At 62.8% G+C, this 24093-nt stretch carries 20 protein-coding genes; 14 read left to right on the top strand and 6 right to left on the bottom strand.

The features are described from left to right. The first annotated feature begins 260 nt into the window (after positions 1 to 260). The 10 genes from IB249_RS27600 to IB249_RS27645 all read left to right on the top strand — a co-directional run bounded on the left by IB249_RS27600 (position 261) and on the right by IB249_RS27645 (position 9025). Positions 261 to 1781 carry an aldehyde dehydrogenase family protein gene (locus tag IB249_RS27600; protein WP_192309236.1) on the top strand — a complete coding sequence of 507 codons (1521 nt, stop codon included), beginning with the start codon at positions 261 to 263 and terminating at the stop codon, positions 1779 to 1781. 213 nt (positions 1782 to 1994) lie between these two features. Then, entirely contained in the window at positions 1995 to 3383 is a 1389-nt protein-coding gene (locus IB249_RS27605; protein ID WP_192309238.1) for an ethanolamine ammonia-lyase subunit EutB, read from the top strand. A gap of 8 nt (positions 3384 to 3391) precedes the next feature. Next, on the top strand, positions 3392 to 4216 hold the full coding sequence (gene eutC / locus IB249_RS27610) for an ethanolamine ammonia-lyase subunit EutC (RefSeq protein WP_192309240.1): 825 nt from the start codon (positions 3392 to 3394) through the stop codon (positions 4214 to 4216). A gap of 114 nt (positions 4217 to 4330) precedes the next feature. Beyond that, positions 4331 to 4786: a GNAT family N-acetyltransferase gene (locus tag IB249_RS27615; RefSeq protein ID WP_192309242.1), complete on the top strand. Its 456-nt coding sequence runs from the start codon at positions 4331 to 4333 to the stop codon at positions 4784 to 4786. A 284-nt stretch (positions 4787 to 5070) separates the two neighbouring features. Further along, entirely contained in the window at positions 5071 to 5727 is a 657-nt protein-coding gene (locus IB249_RS27620; protein WP_192309244.1) for a DedA family protein, read from the top strand. A 3-nt stretch (positions 5728 to 5730) separates the two neighbouring features. Further along, positions 5731 to 6543 carry a zinc-dependent peptidase gene (locus tag IB249_RS27625; RefSeq protein WP_192309246.1) on the top strand — a complete coding sequence of 271 codons (813 nt, stop codon included), beginning with the start codon at positions 5731 to 5733 and terminating at the stop codon, positions 6541 to 6543. 82 nt (positions 6544 to 6625) lie between these two features. Beyond that, positions 6626 to 7153, top strand: a complete 528-nt coding sequence (gene ppa, locus IB249_RS27630; protein ID WP_007933577.1) for an inorganic diphosphatase — start codon at positions 6626 to 6628, stop codon at positions 7151 to 7153. A 225-nt stretch (positions 7154 to 7378) separates the two neighbouring features. Then, positions 7379 to 8131, top strand: coding sequence for a helix-turn-helix transcriptional regulator (locus IB249_RS27635; protein WP_192309248.1), 753 nt, complete (start codon positions 7379 to 7381; stop codon positions 8129 to 8131). A gap of 362 nt (positions 8132 to 8493) precedes the next feature. Then, positions 8494 to 8733 carry a type II toxin-antitoxin system RelB/DinJ family antitoxin gene (locus IB249_RS27640; RefSeq protein WP_192309250.1) on the top strand — a complete coding sequence of 80 codons (240 nt, stop codon included), beginning with the start codon at positions 8494 to 8496 and terminating at the stop codon, positions 8731 to 8733. Then, positions 8723 to 9025 carry a type II toxin-antitoxin system RelE family toxin gene (locus IB249_RS27645; RefSeq protein WP_192309252.1) on the top strand — a complete coding sequence of 101 codons (303 nt, stop codon included), beginning with the start codon at positions 8723 to 8725 and terminating at the stop codon, positions 9023 to 9025. Before IB249_RS27640 ends, IB249_RS27645 begins: the two co-directional genes overlap by 11 nt. A gap of 72 nt (positions 9026 to 9097) precedes the next feature. On the opposite strand, the gene IB249_RS27650 is transcribed toward IB249_RS27645, so the two are convergent. Genes IB249_RS27650 through IB249_RS27675 form a run of 6 tightly spaced genes read right to left on the bottom strand, consistent with a single transcriptional unit; the run spans position 9098 to position 19266 of the window. Then, positions 9098 to 9904, bottom strand: coding sequence for a YfaP family protein (locus tag IB249_RS27650; RefSeq protein WP_192309254.1), 807 nt, complete (start codon positions 9902 to 9904; stop codon positions 9098 to 9100). Positions 9905 to 9907: 3 nt separating this feature from the next. Then, complete coding sequence (locus tag IB249_RS27655) at positions 9908 to 11527, bottom strand: DUF2300 domain-containing protein (RefSeq protein WP_192309256.1); 1620 nt, start codon at positions 11525 to 11527, stop codon at positions 9908 to 9910. A gap of 1 nt (position 11528) precedes the next feature. Further along, positions 11529 to 16094 carry an alpha-2-macroglobulin family protein gene (locus IB249_RS27660; RefSeq protein WP_192309259.1) on the bottom strand — a complete coding sequence of 1522 codons (4566 nt, stop codon included), beginning with the start codon at positions 16092 to 16094 and terminating at the stop codon, positions 11529 to 11531. Next, positions 16091 to 16729 carry a DUF1175 domain-containing protein gene (locus tag IB249_RS27665; RefSeq protein ID WP_192309261.1) on the bottom strand — a complete coding sequence of 213 codons (639 nt, stop codon included), beginning with the start codon at positions 16727 to 16729 and terminating at the stop codon, positions 16091 to 16093. Before IB249_RS27665 ends, IB249_RS27660 begins: the two co-directional genes overlap by 4 nt. After that, positions 16726 to 18438, bottom strand: coding sequence for a DUF2138 domain-containing protein (locus IB249_RS27670; protein ID WP_192309263.1), 1713 nt, complete (start codon positions 18436 to 18438; stop codon positions 16726 to 16728). The genes IB249_RS27665 and IB249_RS27670 overlap by 4 nt, the downstream gene beginning before the upstream one ends. A 36-nt stretch (positions 18439 to 18474) precedes the next feature. Further along, positions 18475 to 19266, bottom strand: coding sequence for a YfaP family protein (locus IB249_RS27675; RefSeq protein WP_192309265.1), 792 nt, complete (start codon positions 19264 to 19266; stop codon positions 18475 to 18477). 273 nt (positions 19267 to 19539) lie between these two features. Here IB249_RS27675 and IB249_RS27680 point away from each other — a divergent pair, with 273 nt between their 5' ends. From IB249_RS27680 to dxs, 4 genes are all read left to right on the top strand, one after another. Then, positions 19540 to 20673, top strand: coding sequence for a Fic family protein (locus IB249_RS27680; protein WP_192309385.1), 1134 nt, complete (start codon positions 19540 to 19542; stop codon positions 20671 to 20673). 191 nt (positions 20674 to 20864) lie between these two features. After that, entirely contained in the window at positions 20865 to 21107 is a 243-nt protein-coding gene (locus tag IB249_RS27685) for an exodeoxyribonuclease VII small subunit (protein WP_007894317.1), read from the top strand. Further along, on the top strand, positions 21104 to 21991 hold the full coding sequence (locus IB249_RS27690; RefSeq protein WP_192309267.1) for a polyprenyl synthetase family protein: 888 nt from the start codon (positions 21104 to 21106) through the stop codon (positions 21989 to 21991). The genes IB249_RS27685 and IB249_RS27690 overlap by 4 nt, the downstream gene beginning before the upstream one ends. Before the next feature lie 91 nt (positions 21992 to 22082). Beyond that, positions 22083 to 23981: a 1-deoxy-D-xylulose-5-phosphate synthase gene (gene dxs, locus IB249_RS27695; RefSeq protein ID WP_192309269.1), complete on the top strand. Its 1899-nt coding sequence runs from the start codon at positions 22083 to 22085 to the stop codon at positions 23979 to 23981. Positions 23982 to 24093: the final 112 nt, after the last annotated feature.

Consider the following 24093-nt stretch of genomic DNA (forward strand, 5'->3'; position numbering starts at 1 on the left):
TGTGCCTGAGCATCCTCCTGCCTGCGGCGTATTGCAATGCTGGCGAACCCACGCCGCCACAGGCTGTGTCACAAGCGGTACAAAGTGTCACGTGCAGCGTACCGAAAACGTCACAGACGTCCTCCGCCTGTCCGACAAAAACAGCGCAAGGCCTTGATTTACCTGAGCTGCAAGGCGCTGGCCCGACCTTTGCTCTACGCTTAAGTCAAGCGCACACGCGCCACTTCCTTATAAGTACAACAAACCAAGGAGAACCCATCATGCGTTACGCTCACCCCGGTACTGAAGGCGCCAAGGTCTCGTTCAAGAGCAAGTACGGTAACTACATCGGCGGCGAGTTCGTCGCGCCTGTCAAAGGTCAGTACTTCACCAACACCTCGCCAGTGAATGGCCAACCGATAGCCGAATTCCCCCGCTCCACGGCCGAGGACATCGACAAGGCCCTGGATGCCGCCCATGCTGCGGCGGATGCCTGGGGTGCCACCTCCGTCCAGGCGCGCTCGCTGATCCTGCTGAAAATTGCCGATCGCATCGAACAGCACCTGGAAACCCTGGCGATCACCGAAACCTGGGACAACGGCAAGGCCGTTCGCGAAACCCTCAACGCCGACATTCCGCTGGCCGCCGATCACTTCCGCTATTTCGCCGGTTGCCTGCGCGCCCAGGAAGGCAGCGCTGCCGAGATCGACGGCAACACCGTGGCCTATCACATCCATGAACCGCTGGGCGTGGTCGGGCAGATCATCCCGTGGAACTTCCCGATTTTGATGGCCGCGTGGAAACTCGCCCCAGCCCTGGCCGCCGGTAACTGCGTGGTGCTCAAGCCTGCCGAGCAAACTCCGCTGGGCATCACCGTGCTGGTCGAACTGATTGGCGACCTGCTGCCACCAGGCGTCCTCAACGTCGTGCAAGGCTTTGGCAAGGAAGCCGGTGAAGCCCTGGCCACCAGCAAGCGTATCGCCAAGATTGCCTTCACCGGCTCGACCCCGGTCGGTTCGCACATCATGAAATGTGCGGCGGAGAACATCATTCCGTCCACCGTGGAACTGGGTGGCAAATCGCCGAACATCTTCTTCGAAGACATCATGCAGGCCGAGCCGACCTTCATCGAGAAAGCCGCCGAAGGTCTGGTCCTGGCGTTCTTCAACCAGGGCGAAGTCTGCACCTGCCCTTCCCGTGCCCTGGTGCAGGAGTCGATCTACGACGAGTTCATGAAAGTGGTCATGAACAAAGTCCTGCAAATCAAACGCGGCGACCCGCTGGACACCGACACCATGGTCGGCGCCCAGGCTTCCGAGCAGCAATTCGACAAAATCCTCTCGTACCTGGAAATCGCCAAGGGCGAAGGCGCCGAGCTGCTGACTGGCGGCAAGGTGGAAAAACTCGAGGGCAACCTGGCGAGCGGCTACTACATCCAGCCGACCCTGCTCAAGGGCACCAACAAGATGCGCGTGTTCCAGGAGGAAATCTTTGGCCCGGTGGTGAGCATCACCACCTTCAAGGACGAAGCCGAAGCCCTGGCCATTGCCAATGACACCGAGTTCGGCCTCGGCGCCGGCCTCTGGACCCGCGACATCAACCGCGCCTATCGCATGGGCCGCGCCATCAAGGCCGGTCGTGTATGGACCAACTGCTACCACCTGTACCCGGCCCATGCCGCGTTCGGCGGTTACAAGAAGTCCGGCGTCGGCCGTGAAACTCACAAGATGATGCTCGATCACTATCAGCAGACCAAAAACCTGCTGGTGAGCTACGACATCAATCCGCTGGGCTTTTTCTAAAGGCCAAGGGCGAGGCAGGCAAACCTGCCTCGCTCCGCCACAGCCATCGCGAGCAGGCTCGCTCCCACAGGTCTTTCACCTACCCTGTGGGAGCGAGCCTGCTCGCGATGGCTTTTCAACGGACACACTCCATGCCCGGGCGCCCTGGCGCAGCCTTTGCATGCTCACAACACCCCTTCCTCGGGTACACACACTTCAGGAGGACACCGCCCCATGGCCTCGTTTGCCCATTCCATCGGCGCCCAGACCTATCGCTTCGACAGCCTCAAGGACGTCATGGCCAAGGCCAGTCCCGCGCGTTCCGGGGACTTCCTGGCCGGCGTTGCGGCGCTCAACGATGGTGAACGCGTCGCCGCGCAAATGGCCCTGGCGGACATTCCTCTCACCCACTTCCTGCAGGAAGTGCTGATTCCCTACGAGACCGATGAAGTCACCCGACTGATCATCGACACCCACGACCAACACGCCTTCGCCGCCGTCAGCCACCTGACCGTCGGTGGCTTGCGCGACTGGCTGCTCAGCGAGGCCGCCGACGAACAGAGCCTGCGCGCCCTCGCCCCCGGGTTGACGCCGGAGATGGCCGCGGCAGTGTCCAAGCTGATGCGCGTACAGGATCTGGTGCTGGTGGCGCAGAAAATCCGCGTGGTCACGCAGTTTCGCGGCACCATGGGCCTGCGCGGACGCCTCTCCACGCGCCTGCAACCCAATCACCCCACCGACGAACCGGCCGGTATTGCCGCGAGCATTCTCGACGGCCTGCTCTACGGCAACGGTGACGCGATGATCGGCATCAACCCGGCCACCGACAGCATTGCCTCGATTTGCGCGATGCTGGAAATGCTCGATGCGATCATCCAGCGCTACGAAATTCCGACGCAGGCCTGCGTGCTGACCCACGTCACCACGTCCATCGAAGCCATCAATCGGGGCATCCCGCTGGACCTGGTGTTCCAGTCGATCGCCGGCACCGAAGCGGCCAACGCCAGCTTCGGCATCAGTCTGAACCTGTTGCAGGAAGGCTACGAAGCCGGGCTCAGCCTCAAGCGCGGCGGGCAGAACCTGATGTATTTCGAGACCGGCCAGGGCAGCGCCCTGTCGGCCAACGCCCATCACGGCGTCGATCAACAAACCTGCGAAACCCGTGCCTACGCCGTGGCGCGACACTTCAAACCGTTCCTGGTCAACACCGTGGTCGGATTCATCGGACCGGAATACCTCTACAACGGCAAACAGATCATCCGCGCCGGCCTCGAGGATCACTTCTGCGGCAAGCTCCTGGGCGTGCCGATGGGCTGCGACATCTGCTACACCAACCATGCGGAAGCCGACCAGGACGACATGGACACCCTGCTGACCCTGCTGGGCGTGGCCGGGATCAACTTCATCATGGGCATCCCCGGTTCCGACGACATCATGCTCAATTACCAGACCACCTCGTTCCACGACGCACTCTATGCCCGGCAAACCCTGGGCCTGCGCCCGGCGCCGGAGTTCGAACAATGGCTGGCGAACATGGGTATCTTCACCCAGGCCGGCGGCAAGATTCAGTTCGGCAGCCAACTGCCACCGGCGTTTCGTCAGGCCTTGGCGCAATTGGGATGAGCACCGAAATGGATAAACCTGCTGGCGATCCACAAAACCCGTTGCTGGAGCTGCGCCGCCTGACCCCCGCACGCATTGCGCTGGGCCGCACCGGTACCAGCCTGCCCACCGGCGCGCAACTGGATTTCCAGTACGCCCACGCCCAGGCCCGGGACGCGGTGCATCTGGCGTTCGATCATGCCGAACTCCGCGCGCAACTGGCCGAAGGTGGCTACAACACACTGCTGCTGCACAGCGCCGCACCGAATCGCGACACCTACCTGCAACGCCCCGATTTGGGGCGCAAGCTGTGCGACGCGTCGGCGCAGACCCTGCGCGACTATGCCTCAACCCATCCCGACGGCCTCGATCTGGCGATCGTGGTGGCCGATGGTTTGTCGGCACTGGCGGTTCACCGGCATGCGGCGCCGTTCCTGGCGCGTCTGCAGGAACAGATCGCGGTCGAAGGCTGGGCGGTGTCGCCGGTGGTGCTGGTGGAGCAAGGCCGGGTCGCCGTCGCCGATGAGGTCGGCCAGTTGCTGAACGCCAAAATGGTGGTGATCCTGATCGGCGAACGCCCTGGCCTCAGCTCGCCGGACAGCCTTGGCTTGTATTTCACCTACAATCCCAGGGTTGGCCTGACGGACGCCCATCGCAACTGCATTTCCAACGTGCGGCTGGAGGGCCTGAGTTACGGCATGGCCGCACACCGCCTGTTGTACCTGATGCGGGAAGCCTGTCGGCGGCAGCTGTCGGGCGTCAACCTCAAGGACGAAGCACAGGTGCAAACACTGGCCTCCGACGCTGGGACCAACACGAAGGGCAATTTCCTACTGAACACGCCGAATACCTGAACCGTTTCCGCATTGCGTTTCTGCGCCTGATTCAGGCAGGATCGAACCACGGCCGCCAAGGGTTTCCTATTGCCGTCACGATGTCAGACAGCCACTTGAAGACGAGACCTATCGATGCGGATTATTCAAGCGACCCTCGAACACCTGGACCTGTTGACCCCGCTGTTCGTCAAATATCGCGAGTTTTATGGCTCCCTGCCCTATCCGGATTCGTCCCGGGCCTTCCTCGAGAAACGCCTGCGCCGCAAGGAGTCGGTGATCTACCTGGCCTTGTCCGATGACGACAAACTGATGGGCTTCTGTCAGTTGTACCCGAGCTTTTCCTCGCTTTCGCTCAAGCGCGTGTGGATCCTCAACGACATCTACGTCGCCGAAGATGCCCGCCGTCAGCTGGTGGCCGACAACCTGATCCGCACCGCGAAGAAAATGGCCAAGGAAACCAATGCCGTGCGCATGCGCGTTTCCACCAGCAGCGACAACCGGGTGGCGCAGAAAACCTACGAGTCCATCGGTTTCAAGGAAGACACCGAGTTCAAGAACTACGTGCTGCCGATCAGCGAAGAACTCTGATCTTTCCTCTGCAGCACCGAGCTCGCTCGCGATGGACGACGGGGCAACATGGGCATCCTGTAACTCCCCGTCATCGCTGCCCTCCATTGCGAGCGAGCTCGCGCCTGCAAAGTCACCGTCCGTCTTCAGCGAAATCCCCCGCTACAAACTCGGCGCGCTTTTGACGTGTCTGCCCGTATAATGCGGACCTTTCCGGCTTGTAAGAAAAACTACATTCGTGTGTAGCCTTTCGCGAAGTCATCCGCACAGGCCTGCCGAGTCGGGCCGTTACCACAGGTGCCCCCATGGATTTCAACCCGCTCGATCTTGTCCTGCATCTCGATGTCTACCTCGACTTGCTGGTAAACAATTACGGGCCTTGGATCTACGCCATCCTGTTTCTGGTCATCTTCTGCGAGACCGGCCTGGTGGTCATGCCGTTCCTGCCGGGCGATTCCCTGTTGTTCATCGCGGGCGCCGTGGCGGCTGGCGGTGGCATGGACCCGGTTCTGCTGGGTGGCTTACTGATGCTGGCGGCCATTCTGGGTGACAGCACCAACTACGTGATTGGCAGAACGGCGGGCGAGCGCCTGTTCAGCAACCCGAACTCGAAAATCTTCCGCCGCGATTACCTGCAGCAAACCCACGACTTCTATGACAAACACGGCGGCAAGACCGTGACCATGGCGCGATTCCTGCCGATCGTCCGCACCTTTGCGCCGTTCGTCGCCGGCGTGGCGAAAATGCCTTATCCGCGTTTCTTCTTTTTCAGCGTGCTCGGCACCATCCTCTGGGTCGGCGGGCTGGTGACGCTCGGCTATTTCTTTGGCAACGTACCGTTCATCAAGAAAAATCTGTCACTGCTGGTGGTGGGCATCATCCTGCTGTCACTGGTGCCGATGATCATCGGTGTGTTCCGCAGCCGCTTCGGCAGCGCCGCGTCCAAAGCCGAACCGCGCTGAACGATGTGGTCGCTCAGCGCCTGGCGCCGCCGGCGCATCCTGGCCAGGCACCCGATCGCCGATGACATGTGGCAGCGGGTGCGCCATCACCTGAGCTTTCTCGACGGCATCAGCGCCGCTGAAGACCAATGGTTGCGCGAAGCCAGCGTATTGTTCCTCGAAGACAAACACCTGACCGCCCTTCCCGGCGTCGAACTGCATCAGGAACAGCGTCTGTTGCTCGCGGCCCAGGCCCAGTTGCCGCTGCTCAACCTGGGTGACCTCAACTGGTACCAGGGTTTTCACGAAATCGTCCTTTACCCCGACGATTTCCTCAGCCCGCAACGCCATCGCGACGCCAGTGGCGTCGAACACGAGTGGGACGGCGAACACAGCGGTGAGGCCTGGCAGCAAGGCCCGGTCATTCTCGCCTGGCCCGGGGTGATGGCCAGTGGTGGCTGGGAAGGCTACAACCTGGTGATCCACGAGCTCGCGCATAAACTCGACATGCTCAACGGCGACGCCAACGGCCTGCCGCCGCTGCACCCCGACATGCGCGTCAGTGACTGGGCGCGGGTCATGCAAGCGGCCTATGACGACCTCGACCAGCAACTGGAGCGCAACCCGGACGCCGAAACCGCCATCGATCCCTACGCGGCGGAAAACCCGGCCGAGTTCTTCGCCGTCACCAGCGAATACTTCTTCAGCGCCCCGGACCTGCTGCACGAGGCCTACCCGGATGTCTATGAGCAATTGAAGCTGTTTTACCGCCAGGACCCGTTGGCCCGACTACGGCAACTTCTGGCCGAAGACCCGGTCTATCAGCCACGCGACTAAGACTTCTGGTCCATAGCGTCCGTGGCGGAATATGCCTATAATCGCCGCCACTTTTTGGTCAACTAACCGGGGGCACAGCCCAATGAGCTACAGCAAGATTCCAGCTGGCAAAGACCTGCCGAACGACATCTACGTCGCGATCGAGATTCCGGCCAACCACGCGCCGATCAAATACGAAATCGACAAAGACAGCGATTGCCTGTTCGTTGACCGTTTCATGGCCACCCCGATGTTCTACCCGGCCAACTACGGTTACATCCCCAACACCCTGGCTGACGACGGTGATCCCCTCGACGTGCTGGTCGTGACCCCTTACCCGGTCGCACCAGGCTCGGTGATCCGCGCGCGTCCAGTCGGCATCCTGAACATGACCGACGACGGCGGCGGCGATGCCAAAGTCATCGCAGTCCCACACGACAAGCTGTCCCAACTGTACGTCGACGTGAAGGAATACACCGACCTGCCCGCACTGCTGATCCAGCAGATCGAGCACTTCTTCGCGAACTACAAGGATCTCGAAAAAGGCAAATGGGTGAAGATCGAAGGCTGGGACGGCGCAGACGCCGCCCGTGCTGCGATCACCAAGTCGGTTGCTGCCTACAAAGGCTAAAAGCGGCTGTCAGCCTTGAGCGGCCCGCTTCAAAAAAAACCCCGGTAATCCGGGGTTTTTTGTGCCTGGAAGAATGCTTTTAAACACACCGTTTAACAAATCGGCGGTTTGGTTTTTTCTGTTTAATTTCCACAAGATACGTCTTACATGAGGACGCAAATTTCCCGCGCAATTTGAACAAGTCGTTTATTCAAAGCCTTCAGCGGCGCACGTAGACTCGTGTTTATGAAAAAGAACAAAACCTGCGGCCTTCGCTTCAAAATGCTCCTGAAAATGGCGGACATCACGACGACCGGCTTCGCCGAAGTCCTGAAGATCGACAACGCACAAACCGTCCACAACTGGTACACCCGTGGCGTGCCCGACTACCGCATCGAGGAAGTCGCCAGGAAACTTTCGGTCAACAGCGAGTGGCTGAAAACCGGCGAAGGCCCAAAAGACGCCAGGCACCTGCGTCTGGTCAGCGATACCGGCGACACCTTCGACGCCCAGGCCCTGAGGGGCGTGTACACCGTTATCGAACCCACGGACGTCGAGCTGCCTTTCTTCAGGGAGGTTCCCGTCGCACCAGGCTCGAACAAAACCCACGTCATCGTCGACAACAGCCAACCAATCCGCCTGCCGCGCAGCCACCTCGACTCCCTGGAAATCAACTACGGGGATGCCATCTGCGCCTACATGATCGGCAACAGCATGGCCGAGAAAATTGGCGACGGCTCGACCCTCGCCATCGATCGCGGCCTGACCCAGATCGTCGATGGGGAAATCTATGCGATCGAGCACGACGGCATGCTGAGAATCAAATACCTGCACCGCATGCCCGGCAATGGACTGCGCCTGCGCAGTCACAACAGTGCCGAATACCCGGATGAAATCTTCCGGGCGGCCCAAATCGAAGAGCAGCACATCAGGGTCCTGGGATGGGTATTCTGGAGCTCCACCCTGAACAAGCGCCGTCCGCCGCTACCGTTCCTGTGATCCCCCGGAGCAAGCCCGCGCCCTCCAGATACGCACACCAAAAACTGGGAATTTCGCAAAAAAATCAGTATGCTGCGCCCCACATTTGCGCATCGACCCGCTCAGCGGCTCAGATCGCACCGACGAAGCAGATGATTTTCTCGCCGAGTCCCACAGCCGGACGCAAGATCCGGGTGTACGTTTTGAAGGCTGGCGAGGTTTACCAAAAATGAACCAAGCCAGTCCCCGAGAAGCCGGCCACAAGCCGGCTTTTTAATGTCTGGAAGAAAGCACGCCTGTCATCTGAAACTCTTTAAGAGGGGTTGCCGGGCCAGCACCGCAATTGCTAACGTAACGACAAACGTCATTACAGGCATACCACCATGGCTTCCATCAACATCCGCATCGACAATGATCTGAAGCAGCGTTCATTTGCCGAGTTGGAAAAGCTCGGAGTAACGCCTTCCGAACTTCTGCGCCAAACCCTTCAATACGTCGCCGAGCGCGGCAAATTACCCTTCAAAGCAGCCTTACTCAGCGAAGAGGATGAAGCGCTCATCGCCGTGGTCACCGAACGTCTTGCCGCTCCTCAGCGAGTCAAGGTAAGCCTGGATGACCTATAGCCTCGAATTTGACCGTCGCGCGTTGAAAGAGTGGAAAAAGCTGGGGGACACGTTACGCCAACAGTTTAAAAAGAAGCTGGCTGAAATACTCGAAAATCCTCGTATTGAAGCCAATCGGCTTCGCCAACTGCCTGACTGCTACAAACTCAAATTGCGTAGTGCGGGTTATCGGCTGATATACCAGGTCATCGATCAGGAAGTCGTGGTGTTTGTGGTTGCCGTCGGGAAACGCGAGGGAGAAGCGGCTTACCAAGATGCGCAGGACCGAATTATTCAGCAGCCCGCTGACTAACTCGGTCCTGCGCACCATCACAGCGAAAAATGCCATACGACACAGGTTCATGCCGCCCAGGCACTCGCCCCCTCACGGATAACTAAACCCCTTGACCAACGTCAACTCCCCCACCGCCCGCATCGGCACCAGGAACGTCTCCATCTTCTCATTCGGCGTCCCTTCCTCCGTGATCACGGTCACCTGCGCGGTGGTCAGCGGCTGAGCCGCCTCTTCCTGCCCTTCCTCGTCGCTGCGATAGCCGCCGCCGAAGTAGTTCACATAAACGAGGTACTGGCCCTTGATGGGCGCGGGCATGGCAAAGATTTCCGGGCCGTAGCCGGTGGTGACGTCGACATCGAGCGCGGCGCCGTTGGGGGCGACGCGATCGCCGTACCAGATGTGGGCGCCGTCGGGGGTGATGAGGTGCAGGTCCAGGTCGGTGCCGTCGCTGTCCCAGGCCAGCAATACCCGCAACTTGGCGGGGGTGGCGCCGCCGCTGGCATTGAGGAATTGCGTGCGATGGCGTTGCTGGCCGTCGGGGCTGCGCACTTCGACGCTGTTGCTGCCGTTGGGAAACGAGAACGGTCGATCGAAGCGCCCGGCAGGGTCGATTTTCAGCGGCATGCTGACGCCGTTGACGATCAGCCGGCCGGGCTCGGAGGTCTTGGGGGTGGCGTTGATCTGGCCGCTGATGCGGGCGGTGTTGGCCTGGCCGGCGGGGGTGTTGACCGAGGAGGCCGGGTAGTTGACGGTCTGGCGGAAGCTTTCGCCTTCGCCTTGCGGCGCGCCGGTGCGCCAGCCGCCGACGGGGGTCTCCAGGTCAACGGCGGCATAGGTCGTTGGCAGCGCGCTGACGGCGCAAAGGAACAGCAAGACCTGTGGATAGCGGAGTTTCATGGCCTATTCCAGCAAGAGGTGACGGGCAAGCCCTTCGATGTAGGTTTCATCCTGGCCGTTGGGGTGTGCTTCGAAGGCCAGGTGCAGGTATTCGTGAGTCAGGTCGAGACGGTCTTGCAGCGACAGCACGCCGCGTACGTAGAGGCGCTGGCGTTCGCGGTCGACGAAGGGGCGTCCGAACGCGAGTTTGCACACGGCGAAGGTGCTGACTTCGCTGTAGCCGGTTTCGCCTTCGAGGCGCTGACGCCAGCTGCGGCGTTGTGTTTGCAGCCAGTCCTGGGCGGCGGGCAACGCCTCGCAGGACGCCACCGGGTTGTCCCAGCGGCTGAGGCTGGCACGCGGGTAGGCGTGGAGCAGGATCGCGTCGTAGCGCTGGCCGGCATGGGCTTGCTCGACCGCTTGCTGCCAGGCCAGTTTGTCCGGGCCGGGTTGATCGGAGTGATAGGTGACCGTGCTGCCGGCCAACACCAGGTCGGCGGTCCACGCCGCGATGTGGCGCGACTCGGCGGAAGCCGGACGCGGCGCGACGCGTTGACGACTGCTGCTGTCGTCGATACTCAGGCAGTCGCCGTGGCGCGTGGCGTTTTGCAGCAGGTAGGTGCGGATCGCCACGGCCAGCGCTTTCGCCGCTTCGGCCGGTTCCGGTTTGGCTTCGCGTTCGAGAACCCGGGCGACGTACTCCTCGCGATCCAGGCGGGCGACGAGTTTGCCATCGAGCAGAAACAGCTCGCCATCGCTGTGGATATCGAGCTGGTTGCCGTTGCTGAACTCGACCCGGTAATCGCCCTTGATCGGACCGGAAGCGACCACTCGATCCGCCGCCAGCACGCGCTTGATCGGATAGCGGGAAAACAACCCGACCTCGACGCAGCGCCCGGCGTCCGCGGGCCAGTCATCGGGCAACACGGAAGCCAGCGCAACCGCGTAGTGACGCAAGACCCTCTGGCTGGTCCCGCGACCACCGGCCCAGACCGGAGTGCCATCGACGGTCCATCCGGCGAATCCGCCCTGACGCGAAGTCGGGCCCTGTTCACCCAGCCAGCTCCAGGTTTTCACCCGCAGGCGCCCGCCCAGTTCGCCGACGACATTGCCATCCGCCGCGCCCAGTACCACATCGAGCAACACCCGGCGCATCTGTTCCCGGGCAGGCAGCCACGTTAAAACACCCAGCAACTCGGCCACCGATACACGGGTCGCCGGTTGTATCGACGGCAACTCCAGCAACCACGAGGGCGCCTGCCGCGCCTGCCAGTACGTGCGCCAATCCGACGCCACAATGCCCAGCCGCGTGGGCTCGAAGTACAGCCCGCACGACTTCACCAACGCCTGATCGCGCTCGATCCTGCCACCGGCGGTGCAACAATAGACCTCGTCCTTCGACTGCCCACGGCATTCATAAGCCGGTTCCCGGGCACCGGTATCCACCAGCCACGCGTAGACAAACAACTTCCACAGGCTGCCCAACGGCGTTTGCAGACTCTGCGGCAACGGTTCGCGGGCGATCAGTTGGGTGGGGGTCAACGCGAGCAACTGGCCTTTGTACGCAAGCCGCAACGGCTCGTCCTGCGCCGTCGCCAGCGCAGGTATCAGACACAGCAGCAGCCAGACCAGCGGCCGCCTCACGTCAGTTGACCGTGATCTGGCCGAGGGCGGCTTTCGCTTCCTGGGCCTGATGCTGTGGCGCGTAGACCTGGGTGAAGCGCACTGGCGGCAAGTTGAACTGGCCTTTTTGCGAGAAACGCACCAGATGGCGCAGACGCAATTCGCCGCTCAGCGCATCCACCGGCACCGCGTAGGCCAGTTGCCCCGGCTCGAAGCGCGCCTTTTCCAGGGCGGCCGGCTCGGTGCCCGCCTTGCCCTGCAACTTGATGCCCCACGTCGTGCGCTCGACATCCGCGCCGGGTGGCAACGGGACTTCGAGCATGCCGTAACGCAACGGTTTCGCGGATTTGCCGGTGAGGATCACCTCGTCCAGATACAGGCTGTCGCTGGACAACGGTTTGTTGCCGACCGGTTCCAGCGTGAACGTGAACGCTTCGTCGCCCGGCACCAGACGCGACAGGCGTCGGGTGACGGTGACCGGCATCGATTCGACGGGCGGTTGCCCAGTCTGGAAGCTCAGCGCCGCACGCAGCGGGCGCTCCTGGGTGCCGGACACCGTGAGCACACCCGGCACCGCCGTAGCGCCCTGCCACGTCCAATACATCTCACCACTCGCACCGTACTTTTTCTTCCAGCCCTCACCGGGCGTCAGGGCGATGGTCGGCGAAGCCTGTGCGATGCTGCGTTGCAACCAGGTCAGCGCCAGAGCGCGCTCCAGTGTCGATTGCTGCGGCAGCAGGCGTTGCAGCAGCGCCTGTGCACGAACCTGATCGAACGGTTGCAGCGACAGGCTCAGCGCTTCGGCGAACGGCTGGGAACTGACCGCCAGCCGCTGTTGCGCTGCGCCGACCTGACGATTGAATGCCTCCGGCAACGCGACTTTCGACTGAGTGGCCAGCGATGCGCTCAGGACCCGCGCCGCCGCCAGGCCGAGTGCCGAATCCGGATCGCCCATGACCAGGCTGTCCGTGCCATCGTCCATCAGGGTGTCGACCTGGCCTTCGCCGGCCTTCGCCAGATCTTCGATCAAACCGCTGAGCAGCGTGTTGACCGGCAACTGCATCTGCCTGGCAAACGACAGGATCAACGCCCGTTGCAGCAACGGTGTGTTCGGCGCCTGCCTGGCGTACACCTCCAGCACCCGCTGCCAGTGCTCCGGGGGCAGGGTCAGCTGCAGTACCTGGCTGGCGTTCCAGTCGGCGTAGTACGCATAAGCGGTGAGGAACGCATCCGGTTCGCCGTCGAAGCCCCACCAGGTGAAACTCGCCGACGGCCCGGCCATTTGCACCAGGCGCAAGCGGCTGTTCTGCATGATCAGGCGCAGGCGATCACGAATCTGCGGGTTCGACGCCAGCGACGGATAAGCGATGCTCAACGGCAGCAGGCGGCTGGCGGTCTGCTCGACGCCGCCGTACGGATAAGCGAGCAAATCGTCGAGTGCCGTACGGAACAGCGCCTGCGGACTGTCGTCCAGGCGCAGGCGAATATCGGTCGCGTCGGCCGGCAGGCTCAGCGGGGTGTCGCCGCTGGCCACGTCGAGGCTTTGCGTCTGGGTGACCTGCCAGCCTTCACCGGTCGCGGTCAGGCGCACGGCCAGGGCATCGGCGGTCTTGCCGTCCTGCACCAGCTCCGCACGCCACTCGCCACTGGCCAGCGCAAAGGCTGGCAACGCGATGTAGTTGATGCCGGCGTTCAATGTCACCGGCACCCGTTGCTCAGTACCGGCGTAATGAATCAGCAGTTCGGCCTTCAGCGGTTTTTCCGTCTGATTGAACGCGAACACACCGAGATCCGGTTTGTCGCCACTGCGGAATCGCGTCGGCCCGCTCCACTTCAGGTACAGCGGTTTTTCCGAGCGCACGAACTGCTTCTTCTGGCCGACCTGACCGTCATCGGCGATGGCCCGGGCGGTGATGCGCCAGCGGGTCAGCGAGTCCGGCATGGTGAAGGTGAAACGGGTCTTGCCGTTGGCATCGGTGACCAACTCCGGCTGCCAGGCGGCGGTGTCGACGTCTTCGCGACGCGGTCGCTCGAGCACCTTCACGCCACGCTCGCTGCGGTTGGCTTTACCCGGTGCGCCCGGGCTGCCGGGCAAGGCGACGTCGTAGCTGATGAACGACAGACTGGCGCTGGTGCGCACGTTGTTGCGCCGTGGATGGTAGAAAAACTGGTCGATGCTCGGCGCCACCTCCGGTTGCAGCGCGTAGACCATTTCATCGACCACGCTGACCGTCAGGTGAGCGGCGATCGGCTTGCCGGCGAACGCGGTGGTGAGGTCCACCGACACCGTGTCACCGGGCTGATAAGCCTCTTTGTCGGTGGCGATGGCCACTTCGATTTGCGGCGCAATCACCTTGATGCCGGCATTCTGGAAGCTGTACTGGCCACCCTTGGTGTACAGCACGGAGAAGGTCAGGTTCGGCGCAAAACTGTCCTTCACCGGGATGCGCGCGCGGTATTGGGTGTCGCTGAGTTTTTCCAGCTTCAGCCAGTCGCCGCCCCTGGACATCAGCGCCGTGGCCTCGACCTTGTCGCGCTCCAGCGAGAGCAGCGCATCGCTGACCGGCTCCGGGAAGGTGATCAGCGCCAGGGCTTCGTCGCCGGCCTTGTACTCGGGTTTGTCGAGGACGATTTCCACGGTGCCGGGCACCGCCTTGACACCCTCCCCCGTGACCGAGTGACCGGTGGCGCCGACCGCACGGCCGTGGTCATCCTTCAGCGTCAGGTTGTAAGTCCCGGGCCGCTCGAAGGCCAGGGAAAAGCTTTTGTCGCCGGCCGCGAGCTTGCCTTCGCCGCTGCTCTGGTCCTCCAGGCGCACCCAGCTGTAGCTGCTCGGCGTGAGGGCCTTGCCCTGCTCGCTGCCACTCTCATTGAAATAGCTGAACTGCACCGCGTCGCCCACCGCACTGAAGCGCTGCGGTGCGCTCAGGCGAAAATTCGCGGCGCCACGGTCGATGAGGATTTCCCGGGTGACCTTGACCCGATACGCCGCGCCATCGCTGGCGAACACGGTGAGCATGTAGCGGCTCGGCTTGTCGGTGGCCGGCAGGTCGAGGGTGGCACTGCCCTTGGCGTCGGTGGTCAGTTCGGTGCTGGTCAGCTCCACCGGGAATTGCCCCAGGTATTGCAGCTCGTTATCGACCATCGACAGTTGTTGCGCACGCAGGCTCAGGCTCAGCCGGGCGTTCGCCACCGGCTTGCCGTCCGGATAGAGCAGCACCAGGCTGCCTTTCACCGGCTCGCCGGTGCGGTAATCCTGCTTGGCCAGGTTCAGCGCGATTTCGAAGTGCGGCTTGATGTATTCCGCGACGCGAAAGGCGCTGCTGTAGGCCTGGTCCTTGTAGCTGAAACGCAGCTCATAACCGCCGGCCACGGCGTTTTCCGGCAACTGGAAACGCCCCTGGGTGCCGGATTTCGAATCGAGTTTGAGCGCCAGGGATTGCAGCGCGGTGCCGGTGGCATCGAGCACCGTGACATTCACATCGGCCGCGGTCGGCAAGACCGAATCGCGCGCATTTTTGAACTCGCGACCGACGATCTTCAGCGACACCCAATCCCCCGGCCGGTACAGCGGGCGGTCGGTGAAGGCATAGAGTTTGGTGTCGTAGATTTCGCTGTCGTAGTAGAAGTTCTCGGAGACGAACACCCCGCCCTCTTCGTCCTCGCCGATCACGAACGAACGCTCGGGGCTCACGTGTTTCAACCGCAGCAAGCCATCGGCGTCGGTCGCCCCGCTGCTCATCACGCCCAGGCCATCGGTCCACAGCACATTGACCTTCGGCACCGAACTGCCTTCGTGTTTGCGCGCGGCCCACACCAGCAGTTCATCGCCGGCAATCTTGCTCACGGCCACGGTGTTGGAGACGAACACCATGGTGGTCGCGCGGTATTTGCCGATCAACGCTTCCACCAGGTACAGGCCGGGCTTGAGGTTGCCCAACGGGATGTACACGTTGCCCGGCGCCACGCTGACGAACTCACTGGAAGAGCCGGCCAGGTTGACGCCGGCCGGCGGCTGGATCGGCTTGGCCTGCCACAGCGGGTAACGGAACTGGCTGACCACCGGGAGGCCCGGGATCAGGGCGAATTGCGGCTGGGCGTCGTAAGGCGTTGGCGCGGCAATCGCAGCCCCCATCTTCAGTTCCGGCACGTCCTCGGTGACCTGTTTGCGGGATTCGTAGGAAAAAGCGCGCTGCATCACCCGACGGGATTTGCGGTACCAGTTGTCCCACAGGTACGCGAGGGTATTGGACAGGCCTTCGCCCTTGAACTGACCGTCACTGACCACCCGGTGCAGGTTCTTCTGGCGCTTGAGGAAATCCAGCGGTTTGTCGATGCGGTACACCCGAATGTCCGCGCCGCCGTAGGGCTCCATGCGGAACCGGCGATAGTCGCGGCCCGGCGCCTCGAGCCGCACCATCGCCTGCTCGTCACTGGCGAAACTGCTGTCGGCCAGCAGGAAGAAACTTTCGCCGGCCACCGGCGTGTAGCCGCTCGGCTCGACGGTGTCTTCGGCATTCACCGCCGAGAAAGGCATCACGAACACCAACAGCAGAGACAGAAAACGCAACATGCGGGCACCGGTCATTGGGAGAGAAAATTCAGTCGATAGACGCCGATGAAGTTGGGGTTGGCTGCGTCGGGTATCCATCGGGTGTCCTTCCATGTCATGAGTTGCTGCAGGCTCGCGGAGCGCATGCCGTTGTCAGTGGGGGTGGTCGTGCCGGTGTGATAGGCGATGTAGCGGCCCATCCAGATCATCAGGTGCTGATCGTCGCCCTGATCGAAAAACATCAGGTCGCCGGGGCGCGCCTGCGTCACGTCGCGGCCGACCAGATGGCTGTTGAACTGGATCAGCTTGATCGCGTTGACGTAAGGCCCGACCTTGCCACCGCCCTGCTGCCATTGCTGGGCGAGGCCGCGCTGGGCGTCGCTCAAGGACAGCTCCGGCGGCAGGTAGCGATTGGACAGGCCATTGCTGCGCAACCATTTGTCGTCGTGCACCTTGAGGGCTTCATTGGCAGCGAAACGGACCAGTCCGGCGCAATCCTGCTGGTACCAGCGCGGGCTCGGCCCCTTGCTCAGCTGTTCCTGGGCGATGCGCACGAACCAGGCACGGAACACCTGGGATTGCTGCGGATCGAGCGCGGCGGCGTCACTGGCGAAGGCGTGGCCGCCGAGCACCAGCGCCAACAGGCCGAGGCTGCGGATAAGCAGGGTCACAGTGCTTTCCACTCCAGTGGCAGCCATTGCCAGTGGCCGTCCGGCTCGCTGCCCTCAGGCAGGGTCAGCGCGTACTTGCCGTAACCGCCAAGCTTGCGCAGTTTGGGGATCAGGTAGGTTTGCGCGGCGTTGTAGAACACCGGCTCCATGTCCTGCGGCAGGCTGTCGAGGGTTTCACGCTGCATCAGCTGCGCCATCGAATCCGGGCCGAAATAGACCGGCATCAGCTGGTCCCTGGGCACCACGTCGGCCATCGGCGGAAAGCGTTTGTCGAGGGTGCCGAGGGCTTTGTCCACCAGCTTGTCGTCGAGGGAAAACAGCAGCGTCGAACCGTGGCGCGCGAGGCTGACCCTCATGAATGCCTTGCCGGTGATCGCGTCCGGGTTCTCGGCTTCCTTGGCCTTGTAGGGACCGAAATTGGAGCTGACCTGACGCTGCCACTGATGACGATCAGTCGCCTGCTTCTCGACCACCGGGAAGGCCTGCTCCTCGACATTGCCTTCGTAGGCACCGACCATCGAGCCGAACAGCGTGCCCAGATCACCGTCGAGCCGGGCGCTGTCCTTGTCGTTCAGGCTGGCCACCAGCAGCGGCGTGTACAGCCGCGAATCGGCATACCAGCACAGCCCGGCGGCGCCAGCCATGCGTTCCGTCAACGCCTGGGCCACGCTTGTCTCGGCTCCGAGTTTCACCAGCAGCGGTTGCTGTTGTTCGGCCGCCAGTGGCAGGGCCACGCAGGCGCTGGCGCCCATCGGCATGGCTTGCCAGATCGGCTTGAAGTCGAAATCCGGCTGGTTCTCCAGCTCGTCCATGGCGAGGAAGCTGTGCCAGCCCTTGTCGTCCATGTCGAAGCGCAGCCCGGCGAAGTTCGGGATGAAGCGCTGGTAACCCATGGCCAGGACGCTGGCATTGACCGACAGGCGTTGTTTCACTTCCGGCGCGCGAGGCGGCAGGCCGAAGGCTTCGGGGAACAGTTTGTCGCCGTTGAGCAAGGCCCCCATGGCCTCGGTCGACACACTGCCCGGCTCCAGCGAGGCACCGCTCTGCGGGTCATAGAGCTTGCCCGGGTTGGACAGCACCACCAGTTTGTCGCCATGGGAGGCGAACAGCAGCGCCTTGCTGGCGCCGTAGGTCAGTTGATAGAGCGCCACGGCCTCGGTGCCCACCTTCACCTCGCCGACTGTGCTCAGCTGCGTATCGTCCAGGGCCACTTTCGCCAATGGCTCCAGCAGCCTGGCCAGGCCACCGCGATCCATCACCAGCAAAAAGTCCTTCAGGCGGCCATCCGCCCCGCGCCACAGCGCCACGTCCGCCGGCTGATCGAAGAGTTGCTCGATCAGGTTGTCCTGCCACTTCAGGTCATGCTCGTAAATGATCCGCCGCAGGCTGCCGATCAGCCCGAGTCGATCGGCATGGGTCTCGTAATAGAAGACAAAATCCTCGGTGAGGGTCTCCTTGAGGAACGGCACCGCCAGCAGATCCCTGGGCAACTGGCTCAGGGAACGGGTTTCGAGCAAACCGTCGGGGCGGCTCATGCCCAGCTTGTCGCTGGCCAGTTGCGCCGCTGGCGCCTTGGGCTTGTGCATGAACCAGCCCAACCCGCCCGCCACGCCGGCCACCAGGCACAGGCCGACCAGCAATGCCGGCCAGCGGCGGGGAGTCTTGCCGGCAGGTGCGTCGGCGGCTGGGGTAACGGTGTTATCGCTCATGTTGAAAAGGCCCAATTCATCCGTGGTGCGGGATGCTTAATAGTTGAAAGTCTTGACCAGCAGCAGGTCACCGATGGCGCGCAAGGGGACGATGAAGGTCTCGCGCTTTTCATCGACGGTGTTTTCGTTGAGCACCAGGTTGATCTGCGAGGTGATCACCTCGTTCTGGTTGCTGGCCTCATCGAAGTTATAGCCGCCGTTGCCGAAGTTGCCCCAATAGTTGACGTAGACCAGATAGGTGCCGTGCAGCGGCGCGGTCATGGTGAACATTTCCGGACCGGGACCATCGACGCCGTCCGGGTCCAGGCCCCCGCCGTTGTTCATCGCCGGGCGGGCCCAGAACGCGTGCTGGCCGTCGGGGGTAATGATGTGCAGGTCGAGCTCGGCCTTCGGGTCGTCCCACCCCAGCACCACACGAATCCGCGCGGGCGTGCGCAGGTGGTTGGCTTCATAGAATTGCACCCGCTTGAGCGACTGACCTTCGGCGCTGCGCACTTCGACGCTGTTGGAGCCCGCGCCAAAGGCGTACGGCCGGGCGAATCGCCCCTGGTCGTCGGTGTACAGGTTCAGGGGATTGCCATTGACCGCCAGCGTGTGCGGCCCGCGCCGGGGACCGATTGCCTTGAGCTGGCCCTCGATCATCGTGCGATTGCGTTGCACGCCCCGGTCGATGGGTGGCGTGGGATAAGCCACTCGCGGGTTTTCGCTGCGATCGAGCAAGCCGTTGTACCGCCAGCCGCCCACCGGCTCCGACAGCTCAGCCGTCGGCCCGGCCCAGGCGGCCGCCGCAAAGGCCCACCCCATCAGCACCCGTAGAAATGAACGCATGTAACGCCTCCTGCCATGCATGACGAAACCTTGCGCCCGATCCTCGGCGCGTTACAGAGGCAAAAACTGCGTTTCGTCAGAAAACCCGTGACTGTCGGGTCGTAAGAGGCGCGAAGGTTAGCCATTGGTTGGTTTTTTGACAATCGAAGGTCGAGGAATTTGCGGGGGTGTTCACGGCGTCGGTAGACGGTGAGCCGAATAACCTGCATATTCGGCTCACCATATGAGCCGAATAGATTCGCTATTCGGCTCACCGAGCGAGAAACCTCCGTGATGGCATCCGACTGGATCTGGCAACAGCCCGATTGGCCAACCTTCCATTGGCAACCCGAGGACTTGGCGCCCGTGCTGCGCGAGTGCGTGCAGGCTCAGGGCCGGCTGATGGGCATGGCCGGCTCGGTGGGCGGCTCACTGAGCGCGCAAAGCGAACTGGATGCCTTGCTGCAGAATATCGTCACGTCCTCAGCTATCGAGGGCGAGCAACTGAATGTCGGGTCGGTACGCTCATCGCTCGCTCGGCGCCTGGGGTTGCAGCAGGTTGATGGCGATAAAGTGAGTCAACGCAGCGAAGGTCTGGCGCAGTTGCTGCTCGACGCCACTCAACATTACGCCCAACCACTCACCCTTGAGCGTCTGTTGGACTGGCATGAATGGCTGTTTCCTGAGCAGGACCACGCGCTCGGCGCACGACCGATTCGCATCGGCGCCTTGCGCGGCGAGGCCCCGATGCAGGTTGTATCCGGACGCCTGGACCGTCCGACGGTCCACTTCGAAGCGCCACCCCGCCAGGGGCTGGAGCGGCAACTGGACGTTTTTCTGGAATGGTTCGAAACCAGCCGCAACGAGGTGGGGCTCGACCCGTTGCTCAGGGCAGGTATCGCCCATTTCTGGTTCGTGACACTGCACCCTTTCGACGACGGCAATGGCCGCCTGACGCGCACTATCACCGACCTGGCACTGGCGCAGGGCGAAGCCCAAGCGATTCGTTTCTACGCCATGTCCGCGAGCATCCTGGACGATCGCTCCGGCTATTATCGGGTACTGGAAGCCAGTCAGAAGGCGACCATGGACATCACCCGTTGGCTCGAATGGTTTTTACAAACCTTGCTGCGCAGCTTGCAACAGGCCATGGCGCGCATCGAGTCGGTGCTGGGCAAGGCGCGCTTCTGGCAGGCCCACCCGCAGCACAGCCTGTCAGAGGAGCAGACCAAAGTGCTGAATCGCCTGCTCGATGGCGGCGTACGTGGCTTTGAAGACGGGATCAGCGCGGCTCAATACCAGGCTGTGGCGAAAGTCTCCAAGGCCACGGCAACCCGGCACCTGGCCGAGCTCCTGGAAAAAGGCTATCTCACACGCCTGCCGGGGGGCGGTCGAAGCACGCGGTATCAGATCAACCACCCGGGTTAGCCGACGGGATTATCGGCCCTTGTGGGAGCGAGCCTGCTCGCGATGGCGGACTGTCAGGTGATCTCAGGTGGCCTGACACTCTCCCATCGCGAGCAGACTCCCACAGGGGCACTGTCGCCCCCGCCAATTTGCCCATAACCCCCCTATCTGCTAGTGTCGCGCCGGTTTAACGTCAACCGGAAATAGCCGCCATGGCCCGCAAAAAAGCTGCACTGGATTTCGAACAATCCCTCGCTGACCTGCAAACGCTGGTGGAGCGACTGGAGAACGGCGAATTGTCGCTGGAGGACTCGCTGACGGCTTTCGAGCAAGGCATCGGTCTGACCCGCGATTGCCAGGCAGCGCTGGCCCAGGCCGAGCAGAAGGTTCAAGTGTTGCTCGAACGTGATGGCGAGTTGGCCGAGGAACCTTTCGACGCGGATCAGCCAGAATGATTGCAGCGTATTCCGCGACCAGCCAGGCCCGTGTCAACGCGGCACTGGAAACCCTGTTCAACGCGCCGAGCCCCGAGCTCGCACGGCTTTACGAAGCCATGCGCTACAGCGTGATGAATGGCGGCAAGCGGGTGCGACCGCTGCTGGCCTATGCCGCCTGCGAAGCGCTGGGCGGCGAAGCCGAGCAAGCCAACGGCGCGGCCTGCGCGGTGGAGTTGATCCACGCCTACTCCCTGGTGCACGACGATTTGCCGGCAATGGACGACGACGACCTGCGTCGCGGCCAACCCACCACCCACAAGAAATTCGATGAAGCCTGCGCGATACTCGCCGGTGACGGCTTGCAGAGCCTGGCCTTCAGCGCCCTGCTCGATCCGCGCCTGAGTTCGGCGGATGCGGATATCCGCCTGCAAATGGTCAGTGCGCTGGCACTGGCGGCCGGCCCGGCGGGCATGGTCGGCGGCCAGGCCATCGACCTCGGTTCGGTGGGCCTCAAACTCGACCAGAAAGCCCTCGAATACATGCACCGGCACAAGACCGGTGCGCTGATCGAAGTCAGCGTCAAGCTCGGCGCACTGGCCAGCGGCCGTGCCGAGAAGGACGAACTCAAATCCCTGAAGGCCTATGCACAGGCCATCGGCCTGGCGTTCCAGGTGCAGGACGACATCCTCGACGTCGAAAGCGATACCGAAACCCTCGGTAAACGCCAGGGTGCCGATATCGCCCGCGACAAGCCGACCTACCCGGCCCTGCTCGGCCTGGACGCAGCCAAGGCCTACGCCCTGGAACTGCGCGATCAGGCCCTGCACGCGCTGCGACCGTTTGACGCGGCCGCAGAGCCGTTGCGCGACCTGGCCCGGTATATCGTCGGTCGCCGCAGCTGACGGCGTATCGGCCAAAAAAGACCAACGCGTGGGCAGGGGGCGATGCATCAGGTAAACTGCCGCATCTTTTATACCTATAACGATTCGCCTGATGCCCACGACGTTTCATGAGATTCCCCGCAAGCGCCCGACCACGCCCCTGCTCGACCGCGCCAACACGCCGGACGGCCTGCGCCGGCTAGGTGAAGCCGAGCTGGAAACCCTGGCCGATGAGTTGCGCCTGGAATTGCTCTACACGGTCGGCCAGACCGGTGGGCATTTCGGTGCCGGCCTGGGCGTCATCGAGCTGACCATCGCGCTGCATTACGTCTTCGACACCCCGGACGACCGGTTGGTGTGGGACGTCGGTCATCAGGCCTATCCGCACAAGATCCTCACCGGCCGTCGTGAGCGCATGGGCACCCTGCGCCAGAAGGACGGTATCGCCGCCTTCCCGCGTCGCTCCGAAAGCGAGTACGACACCTTCGGCGTCGGCCACTCCAGCACGTCGATCAGCGCTGCACTGGGCATGGCCATTGCCGCCCGCCTGCAGAACAGCGATCGCAAGGCGATTGCGGTGATCGGCGATGGCGCGTTGACCGCCGGCATGGCCTTCGAGGCGCTGAACCACGCGCCGGAAGTGAACGCCAACATGCTGGTGATCCTCAACGACAACGACATGTCGATCTCGCGCAATGTCGGCGGGCTGTCGAACTACCTGGCGAAGATCCTTTCCAGCCGCACCTACGCCAGCATGCGCGAGGGCAGCAAGAAGGTCCTGTCGCGCCTGCCCGGCGCCTGGGAAATCGCCCGGCGCACCGAAGAATACGCCAAGGGCATGCTGGTCCCCGGCACGCTGTTCGAAGAGCTGGGCTGGAACTACATCGGTCCGATCGATGGCCACGACCTGCCGACACTGATTGCCACCCTGCGCAACATGCGCGACCTCAAGGGCCCGCAATTCCTCCACGTCGTCACCAAGAAGGGCAAAGGCTTCGCTCCGGCGGAAGTCGATCCGATCGGTTACCACGCGATCACCAAGCTCGAGCCCGTCGACGCCCCGGCCGCAGCGCCGAAAAAGGCCAGCGGGCCGAAGTACTCCGGCGTGTTCGGCGAATGGCTGTGCGACATGGCCGCGGCCGACCCGCGCCTGGTGGGCATTACCCCGGCGATGAAGGAAGGCTCCGACCTGGTGGCGTTCAGCGAACGTTTCCCGCTGCGCTATTTCGACGTGGCCATTGCCGAGCAACACGCCGTGACCCTCGCCGCCGGCATGGCCTGCGAAGGCGCGAAACCGGTGGTGGCCATCTATTCGACGTTCCTGCAACGCGGTTACGACCAACTGGTGCATGACGTCGCCGTGCAGAACCTGGACGTGCTGTTCGCCATCGACCGCGCCGGCCTGGTGGGCGAAGACGGCCCGACACACGCCGGCAGCTTCGACCTGTCGTTCCTGCGTTGCATCCCCGGCATGCTGGTGATGACCCCGAGCGACGAAAACGAACTGCGCAAGATGCTCACCACCGGCCACCTGTACAACGGCCCGGCGGCCGTACGCTACCCGCGTGGCAACGGCCCGAACGCGCCCCTCTCGAAAGACCTGCAACCGATCGAGATCGGCAAGGGCGTGGTTCGTCGCCAGGGCAGCAAGGTCGCCCTGCTGGTGTTCGGCGTGCAACTGGCCGAAGCCTTGAAGGTCGCCGAAACGCTGGACGCGACCGTGGTCGACATGCGCTTCGTCAAGCCGCTCGATGAAGCGCTGGTTCGCGACGTTGCCGGCAACCATGAGTTGCTGGTGACCATCGAAGAAAACGCCATCATGGGCGGCGCAGGGGGCGCGGTCAGCGAATTCCTCGCCCGGGAGAACATCCTCAAGTCGATCCTGCACCTGGGCTTGCCCGACAGCTATGTCGAGCACGCCAAGCCAGCGCAGATGCTGGCCGAGTGTGGCCTGGATGAAGCCGGGATCGAAGCGTCGGTGCGCGAGCGCCTGCAACGGCTGAACGACTGACAGTGTGGGAGCGAGCCTGCTCGCGATGAGGGTGTGTCAGCCAGGAGTGATTTGACTGGCTCTCCTTCATCGCGAACAGGCTCGCTCCCACATTCGCTGTGTGGACATCCAA

The organism is Pseudomonas sp. PDM04 (assembly GCF_014851765.1).
GTDB lineage: Bacteria > Pseudomonadota > Gammaproteobacteria > Pseudomonadales > Pseudomonadaceae > Aquipseudomonas.

What these genes read in the sequence shown, in the direction of transcription:
- IB249_RS27670 (WP_192309263.1), bottom strand. Translation starts at nt 18,438, where the DNA reads ATGAGCGATAACACCGTTACCCCAGCCGCCGACGCACCTGCCGGCAAG.
- IB249_RS27600 (WP_192309236.1), top strand. Translation starts at nt 261, where the DNA reads ATGCGTTACGCTCACCCCGGTACTGAAGGCGCCAAGGTCTCGTTCAAG.
- dxs (WP_192309269.1), top strand. Translation starts at nt 22,083, where the DNA reads ATGCCCACGACGTTTCATGAGATTCCCCGCAAGCGCCCGACCACGCCC.
- IB249_RS27675 (WP_192309265.1), bottom strand. Translation starts at nt 19,266, where the DNA reads ATGCGTTCATTTCTACGGGTGCTGATGGGGTGGGCCTTTGCGGCGGCC.
- IB249_RS27605 (WP_192309238.1), top strand. Translation starts at nt 1,995, where the DNA reads ATGGCCTCGTTTGCCCATTCCATCGGCGCCCAGACCTATCGCTTCGAC.
- IB249_RS27685 (WP_007894317.1), top strand. Translation starts at nt 20,865, where the DNA reads ATGGCCCGCAAAAAAGCTGCACTGGATTTCGAACAATCCCTCGCTGAC.
- IB249_RS27660 (WP_192309259.1), bottom strand. Translation starts at nt 16,094, where the DNA reads ATGACCGGTGCCCGCATGTTGCGTTTTCTGTCTCTGCTGTTGGTGTTC.
- IB249_RS27690 (WP_192309267.1), top strand. Translation starts at nt 21,104, where the DNA reads ATGATTGCAGCGTATTCCGCGACCAGCCAGGCCCGTGTCAACGCGGCA.
- IB249_RS27635 (WP_192309248.1), top strand. Translation starts at nt 7,379, where the DNA reads ATGAAAAAGAACAAAACCTGCGGCCTTCGCTTCAAAATGCTCCTGAAA.
- IB249_RS27645 (WP_192309252.1), top strand. Translation starts at nt 8,723, where the DNA reads ATGACCTATAGCCTCGAATTTGACCGTCGCGCGTTGAAAGAGTGGAAA.
- ppa (WP_007933577.1), top strand. Translation starts at nt 6,626, where the DNA reads ATGAGCTACAGCAAGATTCCAGCTGGCAAAGACCTGCCGAACGACATC.
- eutC (WP_192309240.1), top strand. Translation starts at nt 3,392, where the DNA reads ATGGATAAACCTGCTGGCGATCCACAAAACCCGTTGCTGGAGCTGCGC.
- IB249_RS27650 (WP_192309254.1), bottom strand. Translation starts at nt 9,904, where the DNA reads ATGAAACTCCGCTATCCACAGGTCTTGCTGTTCCTTTGCGCCGTCAGC.
- IB249_RS27625 (WP_192309246.1), top strand. Translation starts at nt 5,731, where the DNA reads ATGTGGTCGCTCAGCGCCTGGCGCCGCCGGCGCATCCTGGCCAGGCAC.
- IB249_RS27615 (WP_192309242.1), top strand. Translation starts at nt 4,331, where the DNA reads ATGCGGATTATTCAAGCGACCCTCGAACACCTGGACCTGTTGACCCCG.
- IB249_RS27620 (WP_192309244.1), top strand. Translation starts at nt 5,071, where the DNA reads ATGGATTTCAACCCGCTCGATCTTGTCCTGCATCTCGATGTCTACCTC.
- IB249_RS27640 (WP_192309250.1), top strand. Translation starts at nt 8,494, where the DNA reads ATGGCTTCCATCAACATCCGCATCGACAATGATCTGAAGCAGCGTTCA.
- IB249_RS27680 (WP_192309385.1), top strand. Translation starts at nt 19,540, where the DNA reads ATGGCATCCGACTGGATCTGGCAACAGCCCGATTGGCCAACCTTCCAT.